Raw genomic sequence first — 18,026 nt, forward strand, 5'->3', positions numbered from 1 at the left:
AAAACAAACAACCAGAGGGTAACCTAACTTTTCAAACATGTCTAAATTGAAGAGGCGGGATAGTTGCGCCCAAAATTTCTCATTGCGCTATTCTCATATTGAAAAAAGTTTAGGCTCTGAATTGCTGTCAAAAAGCAGCGGATGATTGCGGAACAGATTCTTGCCTGGCTGAAAAAAAATCCTGAAAACTGGCAAGGTGATCTTTCTGATTTTGAAAGTGTTTTTAGCTATATCGTTCTGTTGCAGACAACTGAAGAGGGCAGCCGGGGGACGATAGAACGCCTGAAACAGGATATTCAACAAGCTCAAGAAAACGGTGATTATCGCCATGCGGTTTTGCTGAACAAATGCCTGATTGACGGATATCGGCTTCAGGCTAACTTGACGGGCAGTGAGGTATATCAGGAGAAAGTTGCCTGCCGCCTGATTCGCCAGAGTCGATTCTATCGCCTGTTGGGAGATGTTCATTATACCCGGCTCTGTTATGGACGTGCCCGAGACGCCATTGAGGGGAAGGACATAGAGGCAAAGACCAGAATAAAAGATTCTGTTTTGAAGCAGGGGTTGAAGGGGTTTACGGATATTGTCAAGGGTGAATTCTATTTTCGCCAAGGCGGTTACGGATCCTTACTGGAAATTTATTTACGGGATGAATTACCCTTTACACGTAAGAGGTTTGATAGACAGTTTCCGGGGGATCGGGAAAAGGCATTCAGCCTGCTCAAACAAGGTGAAGAGAAGCTTGAACAAACTCTGGAGGATTATTTTAGAGGACAGTTGGATTTTACGAAGGAAACGGAGCAGAAGGATTTCTTGCAAGACCGCATTCGGTTCTATCATCAGCAATTGGCTGAAGCATATTTTCAGCTGGGTGAATTTCAGATGATGAATGGTCATTTCTGGGAGAATGGTCAGGGTGGTTTGGGGGCCTTTGGATATCTCAGGAAATCCATTGCGGCATGTAAAGCCAGTGAAAATCATTTTAGACATGATGATGCGGTTCAAAGTTATCTGAGTGCGTTTTATTTCTCAGGAGATTATGATGATCATACTTCTCAGAAAGAAGTTGAGAAATATGAACAGGATCTTGAAGAAAGAATAAAAAATAAAGGATATAAACACCCTTGGGTGGCGGCCCGATTTCGGATTACACAAGGTGATGTGCTTTTTAGTAGGTGTTTTCAGATGGAAGAGCAGGCTGATGAATCGGATTCGGAAAACTACAGTTTTGTTCCCCGAAAGGTTCCGATTCGCCGTGAAGAGCTGTTACCCATGTTCCGTTGCTATGTTGAAGCCTGTGATTATAAAGCAGGCTTTAACAATCTGAGTTTTGAAGCAGGTCTGCGTGTTCTCCGACGCCGAATAGAGTTGATTGCGGATAGCTCATCGCTGGATATTCTTCATGAGATTTTACGTCATATCTGGCAGGACGGAGAGCATCTGCGAAAGAGGACGGAAGAACTTGAAAGTATACTGCAACTCATCAGAATGAGGAGCTTGGTTTTGCAATATGAAGAGCACTAAGGCAAGAGCAGCCACCCAATGACCCCATGGCACCGCCTATTCGGCATCACCGTAATCGACCTGTTCACAGGTTCTCCCTACCGCGTTGAACTGGAAAAAGACCTGTCCCTGAAACAGCAGTTCGTGGATGTGGTAATCATTGAGCAGGAGCAAGGCGAACCGCCCGCTGACCTGCCCGACGGACTGGACAACCTGGGGCCGCATAACATCCTGAGCTTCAAGTCCCATCAGGAACCCTTCACACCATGGGCCTGCGACGAGCTGCTGGGACATTATGTCAATTATCGCAAACAGGCAAGTCCGTCAATGGATAATCTGCTGCCATCCAAAGACTTCAGATTGTACGCCGTGGCAGCAAGACACCCGGAAAAACTGGCCCGGAAAGTCCAGTTGCATGAACATGCCCCAGGAGTGTATGATTTTATATGGGGAAGTCGTTCTGTCCGCCTGATTGTCACGGGCCGGGTGGCACAAACAAAACAAAACGCTGTTTGGGAACTGTTCAGCGGGATACCGGAACGTGTTGCGCACGGTGCCGCCGATTATGAATGGCGGACAGAAGGGTTGAGCAGTGTTATCTCCACCTTATATACCCATTACCGCTTGGAGGGAATACAAATGCCGTATACTGTAAAAGATTATTTGCGTGAAGTTACCTTGGATAACCTTGACACTCTGACCCCGGAGGAGCGTCTGAAAGGAATTGCACTGAAGGAACGTCTCAAGGGGATTCCTGTAAAAGATCGTTTTCATGGAGTTTCCCTGGAAGAAGCCCTGAAATATTTTTTTCTGGATGAATCGGAAGAAAAAAAGCGTAATATTTTGCAGAAACTGCTGAAAGAAGAACAAAAAAAATAGCCGTATTGCTTAGGAAAGCCAGCGACGTTCATGAGAAACACAGAGGTGACCAAGATGCCCGGAACCAAAAGGCTAGTACAGTAACCTGTAAGTTCGACTAATAACATTACGTAAGAATCTTTTGAAACTTATGGTTTTCACGGCTGGTTGAGCCGATATGAGTTATTAGTAAAATTTAGCGGTTGCAACGGATAAGCTGTTATGCCAAAAATTTACGAATACCTCGGAATAATAATTCTGTTCTACACCAATGAACACGAACCGGTTCATGTTCACGGGAAGTTTCAAGGTCATGAATCAAAGGCTGAATTCATCATTGAAGACGGCATCGTGACTGAAATCACCATAAAATCCGTCAAAGGCCGAAAGCCTCTACCTTCGGCGGTACTCAAAGACTTCAAAAAATTCGCTCAGGTCTATTCAGGTGAAATTGTCCAAAAATGGATTGATTATTTTGTTTTGCATAAACCAGTTGAATGCGAAAAAGTAGAAAGGAAAGTAAAATGATAGGTAAAGATCAGGTTATACGGATAGAAAAGGCAGAGCATGTCAGCGACCATAAGCTCAGGCTTTCGTTTAACGACGGAACTGTGCAACTCGTAGATTTCGAACCGTTCTTGATCAATTCTCTCAATCCTTTGATTCGAAAATATATCTCTTTGGAAGAATTCAGGAAGTTTGAGCTTGCTGACGGCGATTTAGAGTGGAATGATTACGATCTCTGCTTTCCTGTTGCGGATCTCTATGAAAACAAGATATGCCCATAACCCCATGGCACCGCCTATTCGGCATAACCGTAATCGACCTGTTCTCAGGTTCTCCGTACCATGTTGAACGGGAAAAACTGTCCCTGAATATCGAACCGGCTTGGAGGTGAATAATTAGAATGAAAACCCAATCAATATCTGTAGATTTTCCCGCCGACATCCTCCTTGCCCTGAATGAGACGGAAAACGAACTGCGGCAGCGCATTCGTCTTACTCTGGCTGTTCAGCTATATAAAGCACAGAAACTGACTGTCGGGAAAGCTGCGCAGATCGCCGGACTTTCCCGGTTGCAGTTTGAGACTGCCCTGTCAGAAAAGGAGATCCCGATATGCAATCTGACAGCTGCCGAGGTTATGGATGACATCGCGAAACTCAAGTGAGAAAAACGGGCTTGTTATTGCGGATTCCGGTGCAATATTTTCACTGGCCGTCATTGATCAGTTGGAAATACTCAACGCGCTGTTTGATGACATCTCTATTCCGAATGCAGTCTGGCAGGAGATCACTCTTGACAAAACAACCGATTACTATACGAGAATCTATCATTTTTTCCGAAAACCAAAGCGATCAAAGGACTCAACACCCTGACTCCTCTGATGGATTACGGAGAATCGGAATGTGTGCTTCTCTACAAAGAATCAGATGCGGATTTCCTGCTGATTGATGACAGAAAGGCACGTAAAATTGCTGAGAATTTCGGCATCAACTGTATCGGTACACTGGGAATATTATCCGTTGCCCGGAATAAAAAACTTATCCCTGCTCTCAAACCGCTTTTTGAAATGCTGTTGGCAAACAAACGGTTTTATTCCAACGGGCTGCTCAATTCGCTTTTAGAGCAACACAATGAAGACATGATTATATGACGTTTAAGCATTTTAGTGATTCATCTGGGTCAGCTATTGAAACTCAGAAAATATCAGCAATACTATGGCCCGTACTGCTGGCGTGTATGATTTTCTATGGTGAAGCCGTTCGGTCCGCCTGATTGTCACGGGTCGGGTGGCGCAGGCAAAACAAAACGCTGTATGGGAGCTGTTCAGCGGGATACCGGAACGTGTCGCGCACGGTGCCGCCGATTATGAATGGCGGACAGAAGGGTTGAGCAGTGTTATCTCCACCTTATATACCCATTACCGCTTGGAGGGAATACAAATGCCGTATACTGTACAAGATTATTTGCGTGAAGTTACTTTGGAGCATCTTGACACACTGACCTTGGAAGAGCGCATGAAAGGTCTTACTGTAGAAGAGCTTCTTCAGTCCGTTTCCCTTGAGGCAGCTATGAGATACCTCTGTCCTGAGCATGCGGAAGAACTGATAAAGATTTATTATTCTCAAAAGTGGCAGAAAAAAGAACAGAACAATGGAAAAAAAGAGTAATGCAGTATATCGCTATGATAAGCTGAACCGGAAAGTATGAAAAATAATAAAACAGTATCGCAGCAGTTTTCCCTGTCCTATTACACCTTGTCGGAAAAACAGCAGCCCCGCATAAAAGTATCATTGACCGACAATCATGGTGGTTATAGCATGGCTGCTCAGAAAACTGTCTCTGGACAGGAACGAAAAAACATTTTTGCCTTGGGCAGTCACTGATTGTGCCGGAGAAGAAGTCAGTATGAAAAAAACAAAGACTGAAAGCTACCTGCAAAGCTATTATGGTTCGGACCAGACTGCTTCCTGCCCTGTCCGTGTTGTTCTGCACAAAACAGAACAGCCTGCACTCAAGGAGCAGAAGAAAAAAAAGGGATTGTATGCGCTGGGCAGCAACTGATCCATGCTCTTCCCTTCTGCCCCCCTGTCCTATGCTGTCGAACTCACCTATGCCTGCAATAACTCCTGCACCGGTTGCGCTAATGTCTGGGGATCCCGACGACAACAGACCCTGACCCGCTGGCAGGAGCTGTTTGATCGCATTGCCCCGCCGGATCATCCTGACAAATATGCCGAACTCATCCGCCTGACCGGCGGAGAACCCACTCTCCATCCAGAATTTACCCGGATTGTAGAACATGTTGATTCCCTGGGCATTGCCCATGTCCTGTTCACCAACGGACGTTGGCCCGATCCTGCAACGATCATCAACCTGTATCAAGACCAGGAAAACTGTCTGGGTATGCTCGTTAGTCTCCACAGCAGCAGTCCGGCGGTTCATAACACCCTTGTCAATGATGACAACGCCTTTGGAGAAACCTGCGCAAATATCCGTCGGGCCGCAGACGCCGGAATAGAGATCTTCACCAATACCATCCTGAGCAAAGACAGCTGTGAACAGGTGGAAGATATTATCCATCTTTCCCAGGAACTCGGTGCGGAATACGCAGTGTTTAATCGTTTCCTGGGCAATGACAATCCCCTTCAGCCGACAAAGGAACAGTTCAAGCAGGCAGTTTTGCTGATTGAAGACCTGCACAAACAGGGAGTTTCCTGTCGAATCGGCAATTGTGTCCCCAAATGTTTTGTTCCCAATTCCACAGAAGGTTCCAATGCTGGGATTGAGCATTGTGCGATTTCACCACAAGGGCTTGTTCGACCAGATAACCTGACCAGCACCGTGTTCGGCAATATCTTTGAGCAACACATAACAGAGATCTGGCAGTCAGAACAGGCGCAACAATACCGCCAGCAGATCGCCCCGGCCTGCCTGGAATGCGTTGAGCTGTTTCGTTGCCGGGGAGGAGACCGCTCTGTTGCTTTAGAACAGGGGAGAAAAAAAGATCCTTTGATGACAGAACCTCTTTGCGAGGCAGAGCCAAAGAACGTGCATTTAGATCCGAGCTGGAAACCCGTTGCCCGTTTCAGAATCCGAGAGGAATCTTTTGGATATTTGGTGACTCGTTATAATTGGTCAATACCGGTTGCCGTTACTGCAAAGCCTCTACTGGATGCAGTGAATGGGGAAACTACCCTGACAGAGATTCAGGAGCAGTTTGGGAACGAGGGGCTGGATTTGATCGGTCGTCTTTATCAAGAGGATTGCTTGTTTTTTGAATAAGATGTTAGCATGACGTTGTGTTTCACTGTTGCTTATAAGGTTGGTCTTGATAGAGTAACACGAAATCAAACAATCTGAGTAAAGTACCGTCCGCTTTCGTTGCACTTAAGCGGACCACCCTGTGCTAAAAACACAAAAAGCTACCAGACATACTACTTCTGTCTGACAGCTTTTTGATTTTTTAGATGCCGTAGGGGCGAACCTATGTGTTCGCCCTTGAACATCCTCAGCTCTGGCAACGGGCAGACACACAGGTCTTGCCCTACAATTTCGTGCTTACTGCGTTGTTTAGCCTGCCACAGTAAGCACTCCATTACTCAAGGAAGGCAAGATCCCGGCTATCAGCATAATTGCTGTTAGAATAAAAATACTGGTTTTCTGGAATCCGTCCATAATAACGGGAGCAGGTTCACCAGCAGGCTCAACAATATAGGCCTCTTTCACCAGCAGGAGATAATAGTATAAGGAGATGGTTGAGTTCAGGGCCGCAAAAACCACCATGAAATAGTATCCCTTTTGCGCTGCTGAGGCAAAGAGGAAGAATTTTCCCATAAAACCAGCCAGCGGCGGAATCCCTGCCAGCGAAAAGGCACTGAGCATCAGAATAGCTGCCAAGCCTGGGTTGCTCTTGCCTAAGCCTTGTAAGCCACTCCGATTCTCTTTGCCATTCCGTCCAATAATGGACATGATAAAGAAGACTGCGTAGTTTCCTGCTGCATAGACAAACAGGTAAAAGATAATTGAGGAGCGGGCCGAGCCAGCATTTCCGAGCAAGGCCATGATGATGTAACCAGCCTGGGCAATGGAAGAATAGGCCATGAACCGGCGCAGACGGGTTTGTTTCAGGGCACCAAGGTTCCCTACAGTCATGGTTGCTGCTGCCAAGATCAGCAGGATGGGCTGTAAATAACTATGCATAGCAGCCAGCGGGCCATAGACCAGGATCAAGAGAAAGGCAATAGCCACAGCCTTGGAGGAAACCGAAATAAAGGCGGTTACCGGGCTGGGCGCACCATCATAGACATCTGGTGCCCACATATGAAAGGGAAACAGGGTGAGCTTAAAGCCAATGGCTGCCAAGGTAAAGAGCATCCCAATGCGAAGCAATGGTTCCTGTGGATTCGCTGTGCAGGCTTGGGCCAGAGCTTCAAAGGTCAGGGAACCAGCAGCACCATAGAAGAACGAGTAGCCAAAGAGGAGCAGACCGGTTGAGGCTGATCCCATAATGATATACTTGGTGGAAGCCTCAACAGAGAGTTTGTCTTTTTTATAAAAACCACTCAATATATAGAGCGGAATTGTGGCCAGCTCCATTCCGATAAACAGGGTCAGCAGGTCAGTGGCAGAGACCACCGTGAACATACCAAAGGTGCAGAGCAGCAGAATAAAGAAAAACTCGCTCTGGTATTTCATGACCCCTCTTTGATTGCCTCCGGGTGTAAAATACGGACGCGAAAGTAAGACCGCAAAGAGAGCGGACAGGATAAAAACCTGCTTAAAAAGGAGTGCTGTACCGGTGACCAGGTAACCACCTGGATAAAGAACGGTTTGATCATGAGGTAGACAAAATAACAGCACAAAAATACCACATAAGCCAACCCAGGAAAGATGAAAGGGTACGGTGGAGACGAGGTCGTCTTTTCCCTTGTACAGGTCATAGCCCATTACCAGGGCCGCAAGTACGACAAGAAGAATATCAGGCAGCAGGAGTGTCATCGGAGTTTTTTTATCGCATCAGGTTATTGTAAATGGGATGAACAGCGTTATTAACCAGTTCAATAATCCAGCCTGGCAGGATACCCATGCCAAAGAGACAGACGAGCAGGATGGTGACGGGTATTTTTTCCAGCAGAGAGGCATCGGTCAGAGAGGTGAATTGTTCTTTGATCGGCCCGTTCACCAAGCCGTTGACAGCCCGTAACACATAGACCGCTGTGACAACAATGGAGAGCACAGCCAGGACAGTACAGATTCTGTTCAAGGTAGCTGGGTTGTTAAAGGAACCCACAAAGACATTGGCTTCAGCCACAAAACCGGAAAGCCCTGGCAGGCCCAGTCCGGCAAGTCCGACAATGATATAGGCTACCGAGAGAAAGGGCATCACTTTCATCAAACCGCCCATTTCGCTGACAGTTCGGGTATGGGTTCTGCCGTAAATCATCCCGATAAGACAAAAGAACAGGGCCGTCATCAGGCCGTGGGAGATCATCTGGAGTACGCCACCTTTGATGCCGGTAAAAGTCATGGCCGTGAAACCGAACAGGACCAGTCCACAGTGAGAGACTGAGGAATAGGCTGTAATGTATTTCAGGTCTGTCTGACGGATAGCACCAAAGGCTCCGTAGAGCACGTTAACGGTGACCAGAATCAGGAAAAAGTCCATCCACATCTGGCTTCCCTCTGGCAAGAGGTACATCCCCACCCGCAGGCAGCCGTACCCGCCCAGTTTCATAAGAACACCGGCATGGAGCATGGAAACCGCTGTGGGTGCTGAGGCATGACCATCTGGTGACCAGGTATGAAACGGGAAGATAGCTCCCAGCACCCCAAAGCCGAGAAAGATAATCGGGAAGACCCAAAACTGAAAGGAATCAGAGAACTGATGCTGAGACAGTACTTGCAGGTCAAAGCTATTTGCGCCTGACTCAAAATAAAGGGCCAGAATCCCTGCCAGAATAAAGGCAGAACCAGCCACCAGCATCAGGGTGAGCTTCATGGATGCATACTCTTTCCTGCCTGTTCCCCAGAGACCGATGAGTAGGTACATGGGGAGAACCGCAATCTCGTAAAAGAGAAAAAAGGTAAAGAGATCAATAGAGACAAAGACCCCATAAACGCCAGCCACCAAGACATTAAGGAGAACGAAAAACTCCTTGGCTTGCTTATTGACATTCCAGCTGGCCAAGATCCCGCAGAAAATGACAATGGCTGTAAGCAGCATCATCAGCACGGAAATAGCATCCACCCCGATATTGTACTCTATGTTCAGCATCGTCAGCCAATCTACCTTATAGGTAAAATGAAAGAGGCTGGATAATGCATTGTCAGCAACAGGATTGGCAGCAGAGACAGCGACAAACTTAAAGGTCAGGATAGTGACAAGCAATAAGTTGATCAGGTTGCCGGTTAATGAGATAAATTTAATGCTCCGATGGTCATCAGTCCGGATCGGCAGGCAAGCCAAGGCGGTAATAAAAGGGACGACCCAGATCATAGTGAGCAGAAATGGTCCGTTCATATATGTACTCCGTTGCGGTTTATGCTGTAGTGATTCATTTTTTTGTCAGATATGATTACAGAAAACGAATAAAAATTTGGCAGGACAGACATTTTTAGACCGCCAGTTCAATGTCTCTGATGCCGATAAAAGTATTAGCCGGTTCTTCAAGATTCTGTTCTTCCAGGCAGAGTTCAATAACCTCCTGAATATTATGCAGGGCTTCGTCAATAGTTTCTCCGTAACTGCGACAACCTTGGAACACGGGGCATCTGACGATAAAGACTCCGTCTATATCCTGTTCAACAAGAACCGGAAAATGTTTTTTTAAGGACATGGCTCAATATGCCTCAATTATTCCTGTATAATAATCTTTTACCATTTTTGTCGTTGTGTCAGAGTGTATTTTTCCCTGGCAACGTCTTCGACATTCTAAATAAATTCTGTAGGCCATCCTGCTCACATTTCCCGGCTGTCAGGGAGTTTCCCTTCGTGGGCATAATAGGTTGTTAGTGAGGTCTGTAATTTCAATGATGCGTTATTTTTCTTTCCTTTTTCCAAGCATGAAATTTTTCTATTGCTTCACGGTTGATTTCTTGCAACGGCTTCTGTTTTCTTGATTTGTGGAGGCGATGCCGTATTTCATGGATTTCCCATAAAAGAGAATCTTCCTGTTTGCTATAACTGTTTTTATATGTTGCCATATTCAGCACCTCCGAATAACTGCAAAGAACCGATCTCAATTATCGGATATTTATATTTCGAATTGATTTCATGAATTTTTCTTATAGGATTTACACTGACAATATGCTTGAAATTCCAAGATGCTAAGGCATCAATATTGTTTATTGAGGCTGTTGCAATATGATAGGCATCTTCAGGTTCACTTTTTTGGAATTGCTCCTCTGTTCATATATTCATTTGCAAGAAGTATGAGATCATCTGATAGCTCAAGAACCTTCATGTCTGAATCAAGGATCAAGTCTTTTATTGCCTGTCTTTTTATAGTGTTTTTTAGTTCTGCGACTTCTTCAATAACTGTAACAGAAATGTACAATTCATACAAAGAGGCTTTGTTTTCAAACCATTTTTGAGTAATTAACTGCCGTATCGGGTTTTGAGGTGTCAAAATATGCGCTTGGAATTGAAGTATCTAAATATAATTTTAACTTTTCATTTTTCTTCATTTGTTCAGCTCAATTGTAAACGGCAAATCCTTCAGCAGCGGGTTATTGATAACGCTGGCCCATTTCATATAAGTTACTATTCTTGCAATACAGTTTTTCTTTCCCGGTTCACTAATTTCTTCATATGTTTTTTTTCGTCTTCTTTTATTGCCGCAAAAATTCGATCAATATCATTCCCGTATTTAGCTGCGTGGACAGCTCTGATATTTCTAATCTCTTCTACAATAGGGTCATTTTTCATGTATCAATTCCTCCGGTGAACACAATATCGGGCTTTGTAATCGTGCTTGCTCAATCACTTTCGATATCTTGTCTCTTGTATTTGCATTATTGATGTGTTTGAAATTCCAAGTAAGAAGAAAGTTCATTCTCTGTACAGCGGCTATGCTTATATGCAAGGCGTCTTCTGTGCAGGATTCAGGAACAGCATTTTCTTCAATCAATAATTTTGCGAGCTTGGTAGCATTTTTTGTTGTCTCAAGAATAGGTATGTTTTCTACGAGAAGCAACCGTTTTTGAGCTGCTTCAGCGTTACCCGATCCTATTTCATTTATCACCAACTCAGATACAAAAATTTCAAACGTATTCTTGTAGGTATCCCACCATTCAATGGTAACGGCCTGCCGAGCGGACGTAACTACATCCCTGCTTGGCCGAGCAGTCATATAACTGATTACTGATGATTCAATATAGACTGATTTCATTGCTTTTAGTTTTGCACTGCTCCGGCAGGAGATGAACCTCCCTACTAAGCTCCTTACCCCAAAAACAACAACATAATAAAACCAATAACTGTTGCACCAAGATAAAACTGTAATTGCCCGTTCTGGGCAAGCCGGACTCCCTTACCACCAACCTGCAAGAGCCAACCCGTGAGGTCCATACTACCGTCAACAACCTTACGATCAAACCACTTGATCGGCGCAGCGATGCGGTCAAAGATAATTTTATGGGTGATGAAAAGCCATATTTCATCCATATAAAACTTATTGTAGACAAGCGTATACACAACAGGCCCGAAGATATTTTTCAGACGTGCTGCACTCTCGGTTTGGCCCTTGCCGTAGAAGATCCAGGCCCCGCCAATACCGAGAACTGCTGCCAAGGTAGCAACCCACGGCAACCAGCCAGGATGGGCCAGGTGACCAGCCTCCTGAATATAAGGCGGCACAACATTGGCAATAAAGAAATGCTCCAAAACACCGGCAAAAACAGTCGGTATTGTCAGGATCATGATAGGCCAGGTCATCCAAGGGTCTTCATGAACATCGTGGAGTTCAGAGCGAGCTTCGCCGTGAAAGATCAGGAAGAAGAAACGGAACATGTAAAAGGCGGTCAGCGCACCAGTCACTAAACCAACAAGAAAGGTGATATAATGGCCGGATTGGAGCGAGGCCAACAGAATAGCATCTTTAGACCAAAACCCGCTAAAAGGGAACAGACCCGCAATAGCCAGGCAGGCAGCAAGTAAGGACCAATAGGTTCTGGGCATTAATGATTTCAACCCACCCATCTTCATAATATCGTTGCTATGTACAGCATGAATAATGGCACCTGCACCAAGAAAGAGCATACATTTAAAAAAGGCATGGGTAAAAACATGGTACATGGCTGCGGAGTAGCCCAGCAGGTTGACAGAGGCATCATGATGTCCATCGCCACAGATTTTGGCTGCACCCAGAGAAAATATCATATAGCCCAGCTGGGACAGGGTGGAAAAGGCCAGGATTCGTTTGATATCCATCTGGGTAATGGCGATCACTGCGGCGAACAAGGCTGTAAAGGCACCAAGGCACTGGATCACGAATAAGGTGGTCTCAGAGGCAGCAAAGAGCGGAAACATCCGGGCTGTCAGATAAACACCTGCCACAACCATGGTTGCGGAGTGAATAATAGAGGAAACCGGGGTTGGTCCTTCCATAGCATCAGGCAGCCAGACATGGAGGGGAAACATGGCTGATTTGCCCCAACCACCACAGAAGATCAGCAGGGTACCCAAAGTCAACATATTAATGGACAGTCCTGCAAAAAGGATATTTTTATTGAGCAGGGCTGCTGTTTCCGGGCTGTTCAGGGTTTGGAAGCTGAAACTCCCGCTTTCAAAACTGACCAGCAGGATTCCCAGGAGAAAAAAGGCATCAGCAAACCGGGTCATGATAAAGGCCTTTTTCGAGGCTGCCACTGCTGAGGGTTTTTCATACCAGAAACCTATCAAGGAATAGGAAGATACACCCACCAGTTCCCAGAAAACAAACATCTGGAGGATATTGCTGGAAACCACCAAGCCGAGCATGGAAAAAGAAAACAGAGCCAGCAGGGCAAAAAAGCGGTTAAAGCTGGGATCACCCTTCATATAGCCAACAGAGTAGATATTGACCAGCAGGGAAATTACCGTGATTACGATCAGCATTATGACCGAAATAGGGTCAAGATAGATCCCCAGGTTTGCCGTCAGCGTTGGAGAAAAATTAAGCCAGGCACCATCAAGGGCCATTTTTTCAGGATACGGGAGACCCTGTCCATGTCCCATAACTGAAATGAAGTAGGCAAGGGCAGTGAGCAGGGCATAGCCCAGAGAAAGAGCAGACAAGGTAATAGCCAGCTTGCCAACAAATTTATTATCAGAATGAAGGTGCCCCAGTCCGATCAGGACAAAACTGAGGAGCGGAAAAAACAGGATCAGATAACTGTGAAAAAAGATAAAATCAGCCATTGAGTTCCTCCAGCCGATACGCATCAAGCCGTTTTTTACGACGGTACATGGAAAGGATAATTGCCAGGGCCACAGCGATTTCACAGGCGGAAACCGCCATGACAAAGATCGGGAAGACCGCACCGGCCACCGGGTCTGCGGCTTTAAAATGAGCAAAAGCAGCAAAGTTGATATTGGCCCCGTTGAGAATCACTTCCACCGAGAGCAGGATACCCAATAGATTCCGACGGGTCATCATGCCGAAGATTCCGATGCCGCATAGAATCAATGAAAGAGTAATGCAATGGGAAAGGGTCATGATTGTTCCTCCTTTTTCTCTGCATCTTTGCGGGCAATGACCACAGCACCAACTAATGCGGCAAGCAACAACAAGGAGACAACCTCAAACGGAACGATAAAGCCGTTTTCTGTTGAGAGCAGGCGGATACCGATCTGGTCAATGGTGATCGGTGCAGCTTTTGCGGATGCCTGATCCAAAAGGGATGAGCTGTTTTCTGTGAAAAAATACAGCATTCCTGTAAACAGCAAGCCTGTTATCATCCCTTTACTGATCCATTTCCATGTACTTATTCTGCCGAGTTTATCATCAACCCCCAGCCCTGTGGTGAGAAGAATGATAAGCAGCATGAAAACAACAATGCCACCGACATACAGCATGATTTGCGCCAAAGCCAGTAGCTCAATTTGCAGCATGATATACAGAGCCGCAGTAATAATAAAGGAGCCAATCAGCGCAATGGCACTGTGTAAAATATTTGGCAGACTTACGGCACAGCCTGACAGGATGACAAGGACTGTCGCCAGTATATAAAAGAGAATATCACTCATCAGCATTCTCCTGAAGGTGTATCCTGAGCCTTGTTAAGTACCCAGGTAAGTTCATTTTTGTCGTACACAGTCAGTTCAAAATCTTTTGCCAGTTCAATGGCACCAAAAGGACAGGATTCCACACAGAGGCCACAAAATGCGCATTGTCCAACTCGATAGATGTATTGCCCAAGCACTTTTCGTCCACTAAGATCCTTGGTTGCGAGAACAGAAATAGAACCGTTGGGACAGGATTTCTCACAGATACCACAGGCTGTACAGTTATTTTCACCGTTTTCGTTGTGAGGCATGGATACTGGCCCGCGAAAACGATCAAACATCGTCAGGGTATCCCGATTTTCCGGATATTGCTGCGTGATGACAGTCTTTGGATTTGAAAAATATTTTACAGTGATATCCATTCCCTGCATAAGAGAATAGAAGCCTGTAAAGATTTTTTTGAGGTAGCGGCTGCTGTATTTCAGCAGGCTTTCCTTGGGCACGGTTTCTTTCATAGTTATTGAGAGATACAGTTTATAGGCTCACTGAGTTTGACCAAGATGTATACAATGCGCCTTATCCAGCCCAGCCCAGTACCATAAAAACAGCCCCCATCATCAACAGAAGCAGGTTGGTGGGCAGCATCATTTTCCATTCCAGAGACATGAGCTGATCAATTCTGAGCCGTGGAAAGGTCCAGCGGAACCACATATAGATAAAGACAATAAAAAATGTTTTACCAAAGAACCAGATAAATCCTGGTATAATGTTCAGGATCGGGTCAATAAAGTCAATCCCGATGAGCGGGGCATGGAAACCACCAAGAAAGAAGGTGGTTGCCAAGGCAGCTGAAATAAACATATTGACAAATTCAGCAAAGAAAAACATGGCAAAGCCCATGCCGGAATATTCAGTATGGTACCCTGCTGTCAGCTCTGATTCACCTTCAGCCAGATCAAAGGGGGTTCGATTGAGTTCAGCCGTAGAGGCGATGAGGTACATAATAAAGGAAATAATGCCAAGAAAAGGCAGTTTAAAAATCCACCAATCAAAAATCAGGCCCTGCTGAGAAAGAACAATCTCCCGTAACGAGGCTGTCCCGGAAAGCATGACGATGAGTAGCATGATCAGGGCAAGCGAGATCTCAAAGGAAATCATCTGGGCTCCTGCACGCATGGCCCCAAGCAGGGAAAGTTTATTATTTGATGACCAGCCTGCCAACAGCAGGCCAAGCACGGCAAGACCTGAAATACCCAGAACATAGAGTACCCCACCAGCAGGATCAGCCAATTGGAGATGATGGTCAAAGGGCAAGATAGCCATGATAAGAAAGGTGGCGGTCAAGGGAAGCATTGGAGCAAGATAGAAGGTAAAGCTATCAGCTCCCTTGGGTTTAAGGATTTCCTTAAAGATTAACTTAATACCATCAGCCAGAGGCTGAAGAATACCGTGAAAGCCTACCCGCATGGGGCCAAGCCTGACCTGAAAGTGGGCTGAGACCTTACGTTCAAGCAGAATAAGGACGGCAGCCAGAGTGGATGTCAAGATGACCACAGCAATCAAGCCTAAAAGTCCATTAATAAAAAAGGCACTTTCAGGAAAGAGAGCACGCACCATATTGCCAATACCGTTGTGGAGCGGATACAGAGTTTCTGTTGCTGACATGTTCATTTCGCTTTTCCCTCTACTTGTCCATATCCGGGATAACAAAATCCATACTGGACATGATTGTCACTAAGTCTGCCAATTTGAGTCCTTTTGCTGCATGATTCAGAGCACTGAGGTTGCAGAAATTCGGTGAACGATATTTCACCCGATATGGTTTAGGGCCTCCGTCAGAGACAATATAGGTTCCAAAAATACCTCTCGGAGTTTCTACCTGACTGTAATAGCTCCCTTTGGGAAGCTTGTAAACAGCCTTGGGTTGACTGCGATGGGGGCCTTCAGGGAAGGTTGCCGCAGCCTGCTCCAGAATACGCAGAGACTGCACCATCTCTTCCATTTTAATCTCATAGCGAGCAAGGCTATCCCCGTCAGTGCTGGTAGGGATGTCAAAGTCAAACTGATCGTAGATAGAGTACGGATCATTTTTTCGGACATCATAGGAAACGCCCGATGCCCGAAGCACAGCACCTGAGCAACCGTTGGCTAAGGCGTCTTCCCGGGAAAGTATGCCGATTCCCTTGGTTCTTTCCCGAAATATAATATTACCACTCAGCAGGGTATTGTATTCGTCAAGGGCTTTATACATGATCGGAATAAATTTTTTTATTCTCGGGATAAAACCATCTGGCGCATCAAAATATGACCCACCTGGACGAAAAAAGTTCATGGTTAAGCGGGCTCCGCACATTTCTTCAAAGATGTCCGTGATCATTTCACGTTCTCTGAAACCGTATAAAAAGGGAGTAAACCCACCCAGATCCATCCCCATAACACCCCACCAGAGCAGGTGCGACTGGATCCTTTGGAGTTCACAGATCATAACACGGATATACTCACCACGTTCAGGGACGCCGATGTCCATAGCCTGTTCAACAGCCATGCAAAAGCAGAGGTTGTTGAAAAAAGACGAGAGGTAATCAAGTCGATCTGTCAGATGAATGTTCTGGATATAGGTCTGGTTCTCAGCCATCTTTTCGATGCCACGATGGATGTAACCGAGGTGCGGTACCGCTTCAACGACAGTTTCGCCGCTTAATCGCACAACAATCCTCAGTACCCCGTGGGTACTGGGATGTTGGGGGCCAATGTTGACAAAGAATTCATCAGCATCCTCTTGGGTTGATTGCGGCAGCCTGAATCCCTCAGGCAGGGCATCTCCGTCAAGACGGTATTTTTCAGCGGATTGTGAGATCATATTTCTGGAGAAATTTTCAGTCCGGTTTATGTTTTTTTGTTACCCTAATGAAGAGCAAAAACGGCAAATTGTCAAGAGAAAAAAACGCTTCGATTTTGTAAGGTTACGGTCTACTTTTTAGTAACATTAGGGCTGTTTTGGTAGTTTATTTTTATTGCCTCTCTCAAGAGGGAGATAAAAGCCCCGTACAATCAGGGCTTGGGTCAGGTGAGGTAGAGGAGGCTACAGTGTCGTAGCTATTTAGGTTTTACCCCTTGTGATGCGACCGTGATTGTATCACCGGGTCTTGCCTCACCTCCTTGAAGGACTTTTGCAAAGATCCCTTCCCGTGGCATGATGCAGTCGCCAGTGGCTTTTTTGATTGCACATCCGTCATTGTGACATTCTTTGCCAATTTGAGTGATCTCTAAGAGCACTTCTGTTCCAAACTGTAACCTGTCGCCCACCTGGATTGCGTGAAGATCAAGGCCTCTGGTAATGATATTTTCTGCAAAGGCACCTTCAGTAAGCTGAGGTAATATTTTTTTCACGGTGTCAATACTCTCTCCGGCAAGCAAAGAGACCTGACGGTGCCAGTCTCCACCGTGTGCATCGCTAAGGATGCCAAAACCAACCTGAAAAGTGGCCTCTGCAATTGATTTTTTAGGAATTCCTTTCTTTTTGCTGATACAAAGTGCTTCGATTGTTGCCATGTTTTAAACCTTTGTTGTATTTTTTGCTTGCGTTATTGAGATTTATTTGTAAATGTAATCTTGAACTGATTAGTGTAAAAGAGAGTAATAAACAGATAGTTAGGACTTGATTTCCCCTTGACATATGATCAATTTGCGATATCATCATATTATGATCAGTGCTCATCTTGTATCGTTTTTGCCCTATGATTTGCAAGGTTATCGTATGTTAACCTGATTATATTGTATACTCAAAAACGACACCTTGTGCCGTAACCGTTCACCCCCCTCATTCCACACAAAAAAAGATTGGACAAAAAAAGAAGATCACGATAGTTTAAGGGTCACAACGTTTTTTACGAGATCTATCCACGTTCTGAGTTCGCATGCACCTATCCAGAGAAGAGTTGCGAAAAATAGATAA

25 protein-coding genes are annotated in these 18,026 nt (G+C 45.5%); 11 read left to right on the forward strand and 14 right to left on the reverse strand.

Going from position 1 to position 18,026, the window contains the following annotated elements; all coding sequences use genetic code 11:
* Positions 1 to 141 precede the first annotated feature (141 nt).
* From L2082_RS13165 to L2082_RS13215, 11 genes are all read left to right on the forward strand, one after another.
* Positions 142 to 1,524 carry a hypothetical protein gene (locus L2082_RS13165; RefSeq protein WP_446010438.1) on the forward strand — a complete coding sequence of 461 codons (1,383 nt, stop codon included), beginning with the start codon at positions 142 to 144 and terminating at the stop codon, positions 1,522 to 1,524.
* An 18-nt stretch (positions 1,525 to 1,542) separates the two neighbouring features.
* Complete coding sequence (locus L2082_RS13170; RefSeq protein ID WP_446010437.1) at positions 1,543 to 2,382, forward strand: hypothetical protein; 840 nt, start codon at positions 1,543 to 1,545, stop codon at positions 2,380 to 2,382.
* Between the two features lie 201 nt (positions 2,383 to 2,583).
* Positions 2,584 to 2,889, forward strand: coding sequence for a DUF4160 domain-containing protein (locus L2082_RS13175; RefSeq protein ID WP_446010436.1), 306 nt, complete (start codon positions 2,584 to 2,586; stop codon positions 2,887 to 2,889).
* Positions 2,886 to 3,149, forward strand: a complete 264-nt coding sequence (locus L2082_RS13180; protein ID WP_446010435.1) for a DUF2442 domain-containing protein — start codon at positions 2,886 to 2,888, stop codon at positions 3,147 to 3,149. Before L2082_RS13175 ends, L2082_RS13180 begins: the two co-directional genes overlap by 4 nt.
* A 119-nt stretch (positions 3,150 to 3,268) precedes the next feature.
* On the forward strand, positions 3,269 to 3,529 hold the full coding sequence (locus L2082_RS13185; protein ID WP_446010434.1) for a UPF0175 family protein: 261 nt from the start codon (positions 3,269 to 3,271) through the stop codon (positions 3,527 to 3,529).
* Positions 3,507 to 3,737 carry a hypothetical protein gene (locus L2082_RS13190; RefSeq protein WP_446010433.1) on the forward strand — a complete coding sequence of 77 codons (231 nt, stop codon included), beginning with the start codon at positions 3,507 to 3,509 and terminating at the stop codon, positions 3,735 to 3,737. The genes L2082_RS13185 and L2082_RS13190 overlap by 23 nt, the downstream gene beginning before the upstream one ends.
* A gap of 32 nt (positions 3,738 to 3,769) precedes the next feature.
* Positions 3,770 to 4,015, forward strand: coding sequence for a DUF3368 domain-containing protein (locus tag L2082_RS13195; RefSeq protein ID WP_446010432.1), 246 nt, complete (start codon positions 3,770 to 3,772; stop codon positions 4,013 to 4,015).
* A 136-nt stretch (positions 4,016 to 4,151) separates the two neighbouring features.
* The gene (locus tag L2082_RS13200) at positions 4,152 to 4,532 is read left to right on the forward strand and encodes a hypothetical protein (protein ID WP_446010431.1); all 381 of its coding nucleotides are present in this window, start codon (positions 4,152 to 4,154) and stop codon (positions 4,530 to 4,532) included.
* A gap of 36 nt (positions 4,533 to 4,568) precedes the next feature.
* Positions 4,569 to 4,748, forward strand: a complete 180-nt coding sequence (locus L2082_RS13205; protein WP_446010430.1) for a hypothetical protein — start codon at positions 4,569 to 4,571, stop codon at positions 4,746 to 4,748.
* Positions 4,749 to 4,770: 22 nt separating this feature from the next.
* On the forward strand, positions 4,771 to 4,926 hold the full coding sequence (locus L2082_RS13210; protein ID WP_446010429.1) for a hypothetical protein: 156 nt from the start codon (positions 4,771 to 4,773) through the stop codon (positions 4,924 to 4,926).
* A gap of 3 nt (positions 4,927 to 4,929) precedes the next feature.
* The gene (locus tag L2082_RS13215; RefSeq protein ID WP_446010428.1) at positions 4,930 to 6,147 is read left to right on the forward strand and encodes a radical SAM/SPASM domain-containing protein; all 1,218 of its coding nucleotides are present in this window, start codon (positions 4,930 to 4,932) and stop codon (positions 6,145 to 6,147) included.
* A gap of 288 nt (positions 6,148 to 6,435) precedes the next feature.
* Here the strand turns inward: L2082_RS13215 and L2082_RS13220 are convergent, their stop codons facing one another.
* From L2082_RS13220 to L2082_RS13285, 14 genes are all read right to left on the reverse strand, one after another.
* The gene (locus tag L2082_RS13220; protein ID WP_446010061.1) at positions 6,436 to 7,863 is read right to left on the reverse strand and encodes an NADH-quinone oxidoreductase subunit N; all 1,428 of its coding nucleotides are present in this window, start codon (positions 7,861 to 7,863) and stop codon (positions 6,436 to 6,438) included.
* Between the two features lie 10 nt (positions 7,864 to 7,873).
* The gene (locus L2082_RS13225; RefSeq protein ID WP_446010060.1) at positions 7,874 to 9,385 is read right to left on the reverse strand and encodes a complex I subunit 4 family protein; all 1,512 of its coding nucleotides are present in this window, start codon (positions 9,383 to 9,385) and stop codon (positions 7,874 to 7,876) included.
* A 94-nt stretch (positions 9,386 to 9,479) separates the two neighbouring features.
* Positions 9,480 to 9,701: a type II toxin-antitoxin system HicB family antitoxin gene (locus tag L2082_RS13230; RefSeq protein WP_446010059.1), complete on the reverse strand. Its 222-nt coding sequence runs from the start codon at positions 9,699 to 9,701 to the stop codon at positions 9,480 to 9,482.
* A 190-nt stretch (positions 9,702 to 9,891) separates the two neighbouring features.
* Positions 9,892 to 10,068: a hypothetical protein gene (locus tag L2082_RS13235; protein ID WP_446010058.1), complete on the reverse strand. Its 177-nt coding sequence runs from the start codon at positions 10,066 to 10,068 to the stop codon at positions 9,892 to 9,894.
* A gap of 179 nt (positions 10,069 to 10,247) precedes the next feature.
* Positions 10,248 to 10,493 (reverse strand): hypothetical protein, encoded by a 246-nt coding sequence (locus tag L2082_RS13240; RefSeq protein WP_446010057.1) that lies wholly within the window; start codon positions 10,491 to 10,493, stop codon positions 10,248 to 10,250.
* A 134-nt stretch (positions 10,494 to 10,627) separates the two neighbouring features.
* The gene (locus L2082_RS13245) at positions 10,628 to 10,792 is read right to left on the reverse strand and encodes a hypothetical protein (RefSeq protein WP_446010056.1); all 165 of its coding nucleotides are present in this window, start codon (positions 10,790 to 10,792) and stop codon (positions 10,628 to 10,630) included.
* Positions 10,782 to 11,255: a type II toxin-antitoxin system VapC family toxin gene (locus L2082_RS13250; RefSeq protein ID WP_446010055.1), complete on the reverse strand. Its 474-nt coding sequence runs from the start codon at positions 11,253 to 11,255 to the stop codon at positions 10,782 to 10,784. Before L2082_RS13250 ends, L2082_RS13245 begins: the two co-directional genes overlap by 11 nt.
* Before the next feature lie 53 nt (positions 11,256 to 11,308).
* Positions 11,309 to 13,264: an NADH-quinone oxidoreductase subunit L gene (gene nuoL, locus L2082_RS13255; RefSeq protein ID WP_446010054.1), complete on the reverse strand. Its 1,956-nt coding sequence runs from the start codon at positions 13,262 to 13,264 to the stop codon at positions 11,309 to 11,311.
* Positions 13,257 to 13,562 carry an NADH-quinone oxidoreductase subunit NuoK gene (nuoK, locus tag L2082_RS13260; protein ID WP_446010053.1) on the reverse strand — a complete coding sequence of 102 codons (306 nt, stop codon included), beginning with the start codon at positions 13,560 to 13,562 and terminating at the stop codon, positions 13,257 to 13,259. The genes nuoL and nuoK overlap by 8 nt, the downstream gene beginning before the upstream one ends.
* Positions 13,559 to 14,092: an NADH-quinone oxidoreductase subunit J family protein gene (locus L2082_RS13265; RefSeq protein ID WP_446010052.1), complete on the reverse strand. Its 534-nt coding sequence runs from the start codon at positions 14,090 to 14,092 to the stop codon at positions 13,559 to 13,561. The genes nuoK and L2082_RS13265 overlap by 4 nt, the downstream gene beginning before the upstream one ends.
* The gene (locus tag L2082_RS13270) at positions 14,092 to 14,574 is read right to left on the reverse strand and encodes a 4Fe-4S dicluster domain-containing protein (RefSeq protein ID WP_446011842.1); all 483 of its coding nucleotides are present in this window, start codon (positions 14,572 to 14,574) and stop codon (positions 14,092 to 14,094) included. The genes L2082_RS13265 and L2082_RS13270 overlap by 1 nt, the downstream gene beginning before the upstream one ends.
* A 73-nt stretch (positions 14,575 to 14,647) precedes the next feature.
* Complete coding sequence (gene nuoH / locus L2082_RS13275; protein WP_446011843.1) at positions 14,648 to 15,736, reverse strand: NADH-quinone oxidoreductase subunit NuoH; 1,089 nt, start codon at positions 15,734 to 15,736, stop codon at positions 14,648 to 14,650.
* 19 nt (positions 15,737 to 15,755) lie between these two features.
* Positions 15,756 to 16,931 carry an NADH-quinone oxidoreductase subunit D gene (locus tag L2082_RS13280; protein WP_446011169.1) on the reverse strand — a complete coding sequence of 392 codons (1,176 nt, stop codon included), beginning with the start codon at positions 16,929 to 16,931 and terminating at the stop codon, positions 15,756 to 15,758.
* A 236-nt stretch (positions 16,932 to 17,167) separates the two neighbouring features.
* Positions 17,168 to 17,623, reverse strand: a complete 456-nt coding sequence (locus L2082_RS13285) for an MOSC domain-containing protein (protein ID WP_446011170.1) — start codon at positions 17,621 to 17,623, stop codon at positions 17,168 to 17,170.
* Positions 17,624 to 18,026: the final 403 nt, after the last annotated feature.

It is taken from the genome of Candidatus Electrothrix sp., from assembly GCF_052785085.1.

Coding starts and splice junctions, on each gene's coding strand:
- L2082_RS13165 (WP_446010438.1), top strand. CDS start 142: ATGATTGCGGAACAGATTCTTGCCTGGCTGAAAAAAAATCCTGAAAAC.
- L2082_RS13170 (WP_446010437.1), top strand. CDS start 1,543: ATGACCCCATGGCACCGCCTATTCGGCATCACCGTAATCGACCTGTTC.
- L2082_RS13175 (WP_446010436.1), top strand. CDS start 2,584: ATGCCAAAAATTTACGAATACCTCGGAATAATAATTCTGTTCTACACC.
- L2082_RS13180 (WP_446010435.1), top strand. CDS start 2,886: ATGATAGGTAAAGATCAGGTTATACGGATAGAAAAGGCAGAGCATGTC.
- L2082_RS13185 (WP_446010434.1), top strand. CDS start 3,269: ATGAAAACCCAATCAATATCTGTAGATTTTCCCGCCGACATCCTCCTT.
- L2082_RS13190 (WP_446010433.1), top strand. CDS start 3,507: ATGACATCGCGAAACTCAAGTGAGAAAAACGGGCTTGTTATTGCGGAT.
- L2082_RS13205 (WP_446010430.1), top strand. CDS start 4,569: ATGAAAAATAATAAAACAGTATCGCAGCAGTTTTCCCTGTCCTATTAC.
- L2082_RS13210 (WP_446010429.1), top strand. CDS start 4,771: ATGAAAAAAACAAAGACTGAAAGCTACCTGCAAAGCTATTATGGTTCG.
- L2082_RS13215 (WP_446010428.1), top strand. CDS start 4,930: ATGCTCTTCCCTTCTGCCCCCCTGTCCTATGCTGTCGAACTCACCTAT.
- L2082_RS13220 (WP_446010061.1), bottom strand. CDS start 7,863: ATGACACTCCTGCTGCCTGATATTCTTCTTGTCGTACTTGCGGCCCTG.
- L2082_RS13225 (WP_446010060.1), bottom strand. CDS start 9,385: ATGAACGGACCATTTCTGCTCACTATGATCTGGGTCGTCCCTTTTATT.
- L2082_RS13230 (WP_446010059.1), bottom strand. CDS start 9,701: ATGTCCTTAAAAAAACATTTTCCGGTTCTTGTTGAACAGGATATAGAC.
- L2082_RS13235 (WP_446010058.1), bottom strand. CDS start 10,068: ATGGCAACATATAAAAACAGTTATAGCAAACAGGAAGATTCTCTTTTA.
- L2082_RS13245 (WP_446010056.1), bottom strand. CDS start 10,792: ATGAAAAATGACCCTATTGTAGAAGAGATTAGAAATATCAGAGCTGTC.
- L2082_RS13250 (WP_446010055.1), bottom strand. CDS start 11,255: ATGAAATCAGTCTATATTGAATCATCAGTAATCAGTTATATGACTGCT.
- nuoL (WP_446010054.1), bottom strand. CDS start 13,264: ATGGCTGATTTTATCTTTTTTCACAGTTATCTGATCCTGTTTTTTCCG.
- nuoK (WP_446010053.1), bottom strand. CDS start 13,562: ATGACCCTTTCCCATTGCATTACTCTTTCATTGATTCTATGCGGCATC.
- L2082_RS13265 (WP_446010052.1), bottom strand. CDS start 14,092: ATGAGTGATATTCTCTTTTATATACTGGCGACAGTCCTTGTCATCCTG.
- nuoH (WP_446011843.1), bottom strand. CDS start 15,736: ATGTCAGCAACAGAAACTCTGTATCCGCTCCACAACGGTATTGGCAAT.
- L2082_RS13280 (WP_446011169.1), bottom strand. CDS start 16,931: ATGATCTCACAATCCGCTGAAAAATACCGTCTTGACGGAGATGCCCTG.
- L2082_RS13285 (WP_446011170.1), bottom strand. CDS start 17,623: ATGGCAACAATCGAAGCACTTTGTATCAGCAAAAAGAAAGGAATTCCT.